7 protein-coding genes are annotated in these 5977 nt (G+C 61.7%); 3 read left to right on the top strand and 4 right to left on the bottom strand.

The features are described from left to right. Positions 1–604, bottom strand: a 604-nt coding sequence (locus tag RSB01_RS13180) for a M20/M25/M40 family metallo-hydrolase (protein ID WP_332625636.1), incomplete at its 3' end; no start/stop codon positions are given. 128 nt (positions 605–732) lie between these two features. On the opposite strand from RSB01_RS13180, the gene ligA reads away from it, so the two are divergent. The 3 genes from ligA to RSB01_RS13195 all read left to right on the top strand — a co-directional run bounded on the left by ligA (position 733) and on the right by RSB01_RS13195 (position 4524). After that, the gene (gene ligA, locus RSB01_RS13185) at positions 733–3066 is read left to right on the top strand and encodes an NAD-dependent DNA ligase LigA (protein WP_332620371.1); all 2334 of its coding nucleotides are present in this window, start codon (positions 733–735) and stop codon (positions 3064–3066) included. A gap of 17 nt (positions 3067–3083) precedes the next feature. Further along, positions 3084–3977, top strand: coding sequence for an exonuclease domain-containing protein (locus RSB01_RS13190; protein WP_332591357.1), 894 nt, complete (start codon positions 3084–3086; stop codon positions 3975–3977). A 124-nt stretch (positions 3978–4101) separates the two neighbouring features. After that, positions 4102–4524 carry a DUF2147 domain-containing protein gene (locus tag RSB01_RS13195; protein ID WP_332591356.1) on the top strand — a complete coding sequence of 141 codons (423 nt, stop codon included), beginning with the start codon at positions 4102–4104 and terminating at the stop codon, positions 4522–4524. Between the two features lie 60 nt (positions 4525–4584). Here the strand turns inward: RSB01_RS13195 and RSB01_RS13200 are convergent, their stop codons facing one another. The 3 genes from RSB01_RS13200 to RSB01_RS13210 all read right to left on the bottom strand — a co-directional run. Next, complete coding sequence (locus RSB01_RS13200) at positions 4585–5280, bottom strand: LrgB family protein (protein WP_332591355.1); 696 nt, start codon at positions 5278–5280, stop codon at positions 4585–4587. Then, entirely contained in the window at positions 5277–5642 is a 366-nt protein-coding gene (locus RSB01_RS13205) for a CidA/LrgA family protein (RefSeq protein WP_332591354.1), read from the bottom strand. Before RSB01_RS13205 ends, RSB01_RS13200 begins: the two co-directional genes overlap by 4 nt. A 4-nt stretch (positions 5643–5646) precedes the next feature. Continuing rightward, positions 5647–5977 (bottom strand): M24 family metallopeptidase C-terminal domain-containing protein (locus tag RSB01_RS13210; RefSeq protein WP_332625638.1); only part of this gene is annotated, 331 nt, incomplete at its 5' end.

Below are 5977 nucleotides of genomic sequence, written 5' to 3' on the forward strand. Positions count from 1 at the left end.
TGTTCATGGCCATGGACGACAAAGGCACAGGCGGGGCCTCGACAAACTCTTTCGCGCCCAGCAGCCCGCGCTCCTCGCCATCCAGCGCCACGATCAGCACATTGTGCTCGGGCGGATTGGCTTTCAGGCGCTTGGCCAGTTCCAGCATGGTGGCGACGCCCGACGCATTGTCGTCCGCACCGTTATAGACCTGACCGTCATGAACGCCGACATGGTCATAGTGGGCGGTGATGACGATATATTTGTCCGAAACCCGCGTGCCCGGAATGACGCCCAGAATATTGGTGCCATTGAAGGTTTTCGGCCCATCATGCGAACGGCCTTGAGCTTCCCACGGTTGCAGGCGTCCCATGGATGACGGGGCAATGCCCATCGCTTCCAGACGGTTGACGATATAGGTGCGGGCCTTGGCCCCGCCCTCGGTGCCCGTATCGCGGCCCTGCATGTCGTCGGCCGACAGGATTCGCAGATCGTCCATCAACTGGCTGTAATCGGCCGTTTCGACCGCGACAGGCGACGTTGTGGTCGAGGTCGCAGGCGTAGTCTCGCAGGCGGCAAGCCCCAGAACGGCGGCGATAATCAGGCTGGCGGACAGCGGACGCATAGGCAAAGGCTCCGAAAGATTTGCGTGCAGCCTAGTGACGCTTTGCCCGTTGTCCAGATTAGCTTTCTGTCATGTGCATGACGGATTAGGATAGGGCACCGCCCCTGACTATGACTGACGATTCCCCTATGGCTGATCTTTTCTCCGCTCCCCTTTCTGTCGCCTCGATGAGCGAGGATCAGGCCCGCGAGGAACTGGCACGCCTCGCTGCGGAACTGTCGGCGCACGACAATGCCTATTATGGCGATGATGCCCCCTCCATCAGCGACGCCGAATATGACGCCCTGAAACAGCGGGCACTGCAGATCGAAACCCGCTTTCCGGCCCTGACATCCAGCGACACCCCGTCGCAAAAGGTCGGCGCGCCTGTTTCCGAACAGTTCGCAGAGGTGCGCCACGGCGTGCCCATGCTGTCGCTGGACAATGCTTTCGATGACAGCGACGTGCGTGATTTCGTTACCCGCGTGCACAGGTTCCTGAACCTGCCCGAAAGCGATCCGGTCGCCTTTGTCGCCGAACCCAAGATCGACGGCCTGTCGGCCTCCTTGCGTTATGAAAACGGCGTCTTAGTGCGCGGTGCCACGCGCGGTGACGGCAAGACCGGCGAGGACGTGACCGCCAACCTCAGAACCATCGCCGACATTCCGCAACAATTATCCGGCAGCGGCTGGCCCGACGTCATCGAAATCCGTGGCGAGGTCTATTCGCCGACCGAAGCCTTTGATGCGTTCAATGCCAATGCGGCGATGCTGGGTGGAAAAACCTATGCCAATCCGCGCAATTTTGCCGCTGGATCGCTGCGCCAGAAAAACCCCAACATCACCGCCCAGCGCCCGCTGAACTTCTTTGCCTATGCCTGGGGCGAGGTGTCGGAGCCGTTCACCGACACCCAGGCCGGTGCCTTGGAGAAGTTCCGAGAATGGGGTTTCAAGGTTAATGAACGCTCCGCCCGTGTGGCGGGGGCGCAAGGCCTGATCGACCTCTACACGCAGTTGGGTACAGACCGCGCCACGCTGGGCTATGACATTGACGGCATCGTCTACAAGGTTGACCGCCTCGACCTGCAAGCGCGCCTCGGCTTTATCGCCCGCAGCCCCCGCTGGGCCATCGCGCACAAGTTTCCGGCCCAACAGGCCACAACCATCCTTGAAGGCATCGACATTCAGGTCGGCCGTACCGGCAGCCTGACGCCCGTAGCCCGCCTGCATCCGGTGACGGTCGGCGGCGTGGTGGTGCGTAATGCCACCTTGCATAACGAGGACGAGATCGCGCGTCTGGATGTGCGTATTGGCGACACTGTCACCCTGCAACGTGCGGGCGATGTGATCCCGCAAATTCTCGGCGTCGTGGCGGACAAACGCCCCGAAGGCACCGTCCCCTATATCTTCCCGACCACCTGCCCCGTCTGTGGCTCAGAGGCCGTGCGTGAGGGGGACGAGGTCAAGCGCCGCTGCACCGGCGGCCTGATTTGCGACGCCCAGATCATCGAGCGCTTGAAGCATTTCGTCAGCCGCCGCGCCTTTGACATCGAAGGCCTTGGCGAAAAACAACTGATCGCCTTCCACGAACGCGGCTGGATCAAACAGCCCGCCGATATCTTCCGTCTGGCCAAGGACGAGGAAAAACTGTCGGCCCTGCGCCGCGAGGACGGTTATGGCGATACCAGCGTCAACAACCTGATCGCAGGCATCAATGCCCGCCGCACCATCAGCTTAGATCGTTTCCTGTTCGGACTGGGTGTGCCGGACATCGGCGAGCAGACCTCGCTGATTCTCGCCCGCCATTTCGGATCGTGGGAGGCCCTGAAAGCCGCCGCTATCGAAGCGTCCAAGGGCATCCCCACCGCAGACTGGTATGATCTGGCCGCCACCCACGCCATTTCCCCGCGTGTGATGGAACAGTTGGCGACAACCGATGTGCCCGCCAATGCGCCATGGCCGGACGGGGCTATGGATATGAACCTGAAACAGGTCTTCCCTGCCCTTGCCGCGCCAGCCCGTCGCAGTCTGGTTGAAAAAGCCGTAGACTGGTCCGGCGTGGTGCGTCTGGCACAAATCGCCCGCCATCAGGGCCCCAGCGAGATGCTGAACCAGATCGGCGGTGTCTCCGGTGTCGGCCCCGTCGCCGCCAAGGCGCTGGCCCAGTTCGTCCACGAGCCGCACAATCTTCAGGTTGTCGAGGCACTGGAAGCCGAACTGGAAACCATCGTCCCCATGGAACAGGCCCGCACCGACACCCCTGTCGCGGGCAAGACCGTGGTGTTCACCGGATCACTGGAAAAATTCACACGCGACGAGGCAAAAGCGCGCGCAGAAAGCCTTGGGGCAAAAGTCTCGGGTTCCGTTTCTAAAAAAACCGATTATTTGGTCGCCGGTCCCGGCGCTGGCTCCAAACTCAAGGATGCCGAAAAGCACGGGGTACAGGTTTTGACCGAGGACGAATGGCTCGCCCTCATCAGCTGAGGACTGAGGGTTCGAGTATGCGCGCGGTCGCTATCGACTTCGAAACGGCAAACGAGCAGCGCGCCAGCGCCTGCTCGATCGGACTGGCATGGATCGAGGACGGGCGCGTCACCGATCGCGAAACCCATCTGATCCGCCCGCCGGAAATGCGCTTTGCGCCGGTCAATATCCGTATCCACGGCATCACCCCCGACATGGTCGAGGATGCACCGGAATTCCCCGATGTTCTGGCCAGCCTTCGCGAACGCATCGATGGCTGCGACATGGTTCTGGCCCATAATGCGGGCTTTGACATGAGCGTGGTTCGCGCCAGTTGCGACGCCTATACGCTGTCCTATCCCGAGTTCGATTATCTGTGCACCGTCAAGGTAGCCCAGAAGGTCTGGCGTGATCTGGGCACGGCGCGCCTGAACGCCCTTGGCGATCACCTTGGTATCGCCTTCAAGCACCATGATGCGGGCGAAGATGCCTTTGTCTGTGCGCAAATCGCGCTGGAGGCCATGCGTCTCAGTCAGGTCGCCACCCTGCACGATCTGGCCAAGGCCACGCAGGTCGGCGTCGGGCGCATGAATGCAACGGGCTATGCGGCTTGTTCCGCACCGCGCGTATCGCGCACAACCAGCTCGCGCCCCAGCGTCTTCTCGGATGCCTATCGTCCTGTGCCCGGTATGCCCTTATCCATGAATGGAAAACGGGTGGTATTTTCGGGCCAGCTCACACGCTTTTCGCGCAGTGAAGCCCAAGAAATTGCAGGACGTTTCGGCGCGCGCGTCATGGCCTCGGTCACCGCTAAAACAGACTGGGTGGTTGTCGGAAATGGTGCAGGCTCCAAGCTGGACCGTGCCCGCCATCTGGGCCTTAATCTGTTGTCCGAAGCCGATTTTCTGGACCTCATTACCGTCAAATCTTGACGTAAGGTCCGGTTTTGTAAACAAAAAACACCATAATTTTAGGTCTTGTTTATAACGCAATCTCGCAGCAACCTGTGGTCAACGGATCCCCTCTCCCGTGATCCGACCTTGGGAAGTAGACACCATGAAGACCATGATTTTCGCCGCTGCTGCTCTAGCCGCCTCGGCCATGGCAGCGCCCGCTCTGGCCAGCGATCCGACCGGCCTGTGGCAGACCCCGACCAATGGCGGTCAGGTCCGCATCGAACGCTGCGGCAGCGCCCTGTGCGGCACGCTTGTCACCTCGTCGCACATCCGCGCCAATCCCGATGTACGCGACGCCCGTAACAAGGACGAAAGCCAGCGCGGTCGTACCCTGCGCGGCCTGCGTATGCTGTCGGGCTTTTCCGGTGGTCCCAGCGAATGGCGCGGCGGCTCGGTCTATAACCCCGAGGATGGCGGCACCTATCGCGGCACCATCACCATGACCAATGACAACACCCTGCGTCTGCGCGGCTGCATCGTGGCCCCGCTGTGCAAGACCCAGACCTGGACCCGCGTCCAGTAACAACTGGTCTAATCCAGAACGCACAAAGCCCCGTAGCAAAAGCTGCGGGACTTTGTCATATCAAATCAGGGCCGCGACGATGGACAGCAGAGTCGCCGTCACCACCGCATTCAGGGCCATGCCCAGACCCGCATAGGCCCCTGCGGTTTCGCTGACCTGAAAGGCGCGGGCCGAGCCGACACCATGCGCCGCTACCCCCAGCGCAAACCCGCGCACGCGATAGTCGCGTATCCGCATCAGGTTCAACATCGGCGTGGCGACCATGGCCCCCAACACGCCCGAAAAGATGATGATAATAGCCGCCAGCGCCGGAATGCCGCCAAGGGTCGTGGCCACTGCCATCCCAACCGGTGTCGTAGTCGAGCGCGGCGCAATCGAGGCCATGATGTCCAGCGGCGCACCGAACATCCACACAATGCCGACGGCCGAGACAATCGCCGTCATCGCCCCCGCCATCACCGCCAGCGCCAGCGGGCCTGCCAGTTTGCGAATGGCTTTGCGTTGCTCCCAGATCGGCACCGCCATAGACACCACGGCAGGGCCCAACAGGAAGCTGATCATCGCGGTTGATGCCGCATAGGTGTCATAGGCTGTGCCTGTCACCCATAGTGCGGCAATAATCAACGGCACCGACCACAGAACCGGATGGGCCAGCGGATGGCGGCCCAGTTTCTGCGACAGACGGTCCATGGCCGTAAAAGCCACCACCGTGACTGACAGCCACAACAGCGTCGTGAACAGATCGGGCATCGTCATGCGTCGTGTTCCCGATCTTTGCGCTCCATGCGCCTGACCGCCCACTGGAACACCAGCGCCGTCACCGCCAGCGTCAAAAGCGTGGAAATCACGGTCGCCACAACGATCGCCAGACCATGACGGGCCAATACCGGCCCTTCATTCATCAGGCCCACCGCTGCGGGCACAAACATGATGGCCAGATGCGCCGTCAGCCATCCCGTCACCGTTTCCAGTGACGGGCGCTCGCGGCGCACCATAGCCAGCCAGACCAGCAAAAGAGCCAGACCGATCACCGAACCCGGTACAGGCACGCCTGCAAACCGGTGAACGGCCTCGCCTGCCAACTGGCAGACCAGCAGAAGGGCGATGGCTCCCAGCATTAAGTTACAGGGCGACCGTCTGGGTCTTCAGCCACGCCAGCGCCGCTTCGTCCTTCTGGACGCCATCGGCCAGCAGCGGACCGAGCTTGGCCAGCACCTCTGCATGGTAAGCATCCACATAGGCGCGTTCCTGCGGCGTCAGCAGATCGACGTCGATCAGCTTGCGGTCCAGCGGGGCCAGCGTCAGTTGCTCGAAACCGTGCATCTTGCGCTCGCCGCCCTCGGGCACGCTCGGTTCGGTCACGACTTGAAGCGTCTCGATACGGATGCCCCATTCGCCTTCGCGGTAATAGCCCGGCTCGTTCGACAGGATCATACCCGTCAGCAACGGCTGG

This window comes from Brevundimonas sp., assembly GCF_036659295.1.
Classification (GTDB): Bacteria; Pseudomonadota; Alphaproteobacteria; order Caulobacterales; family Caulobacteraceae; genus Brevundimonas.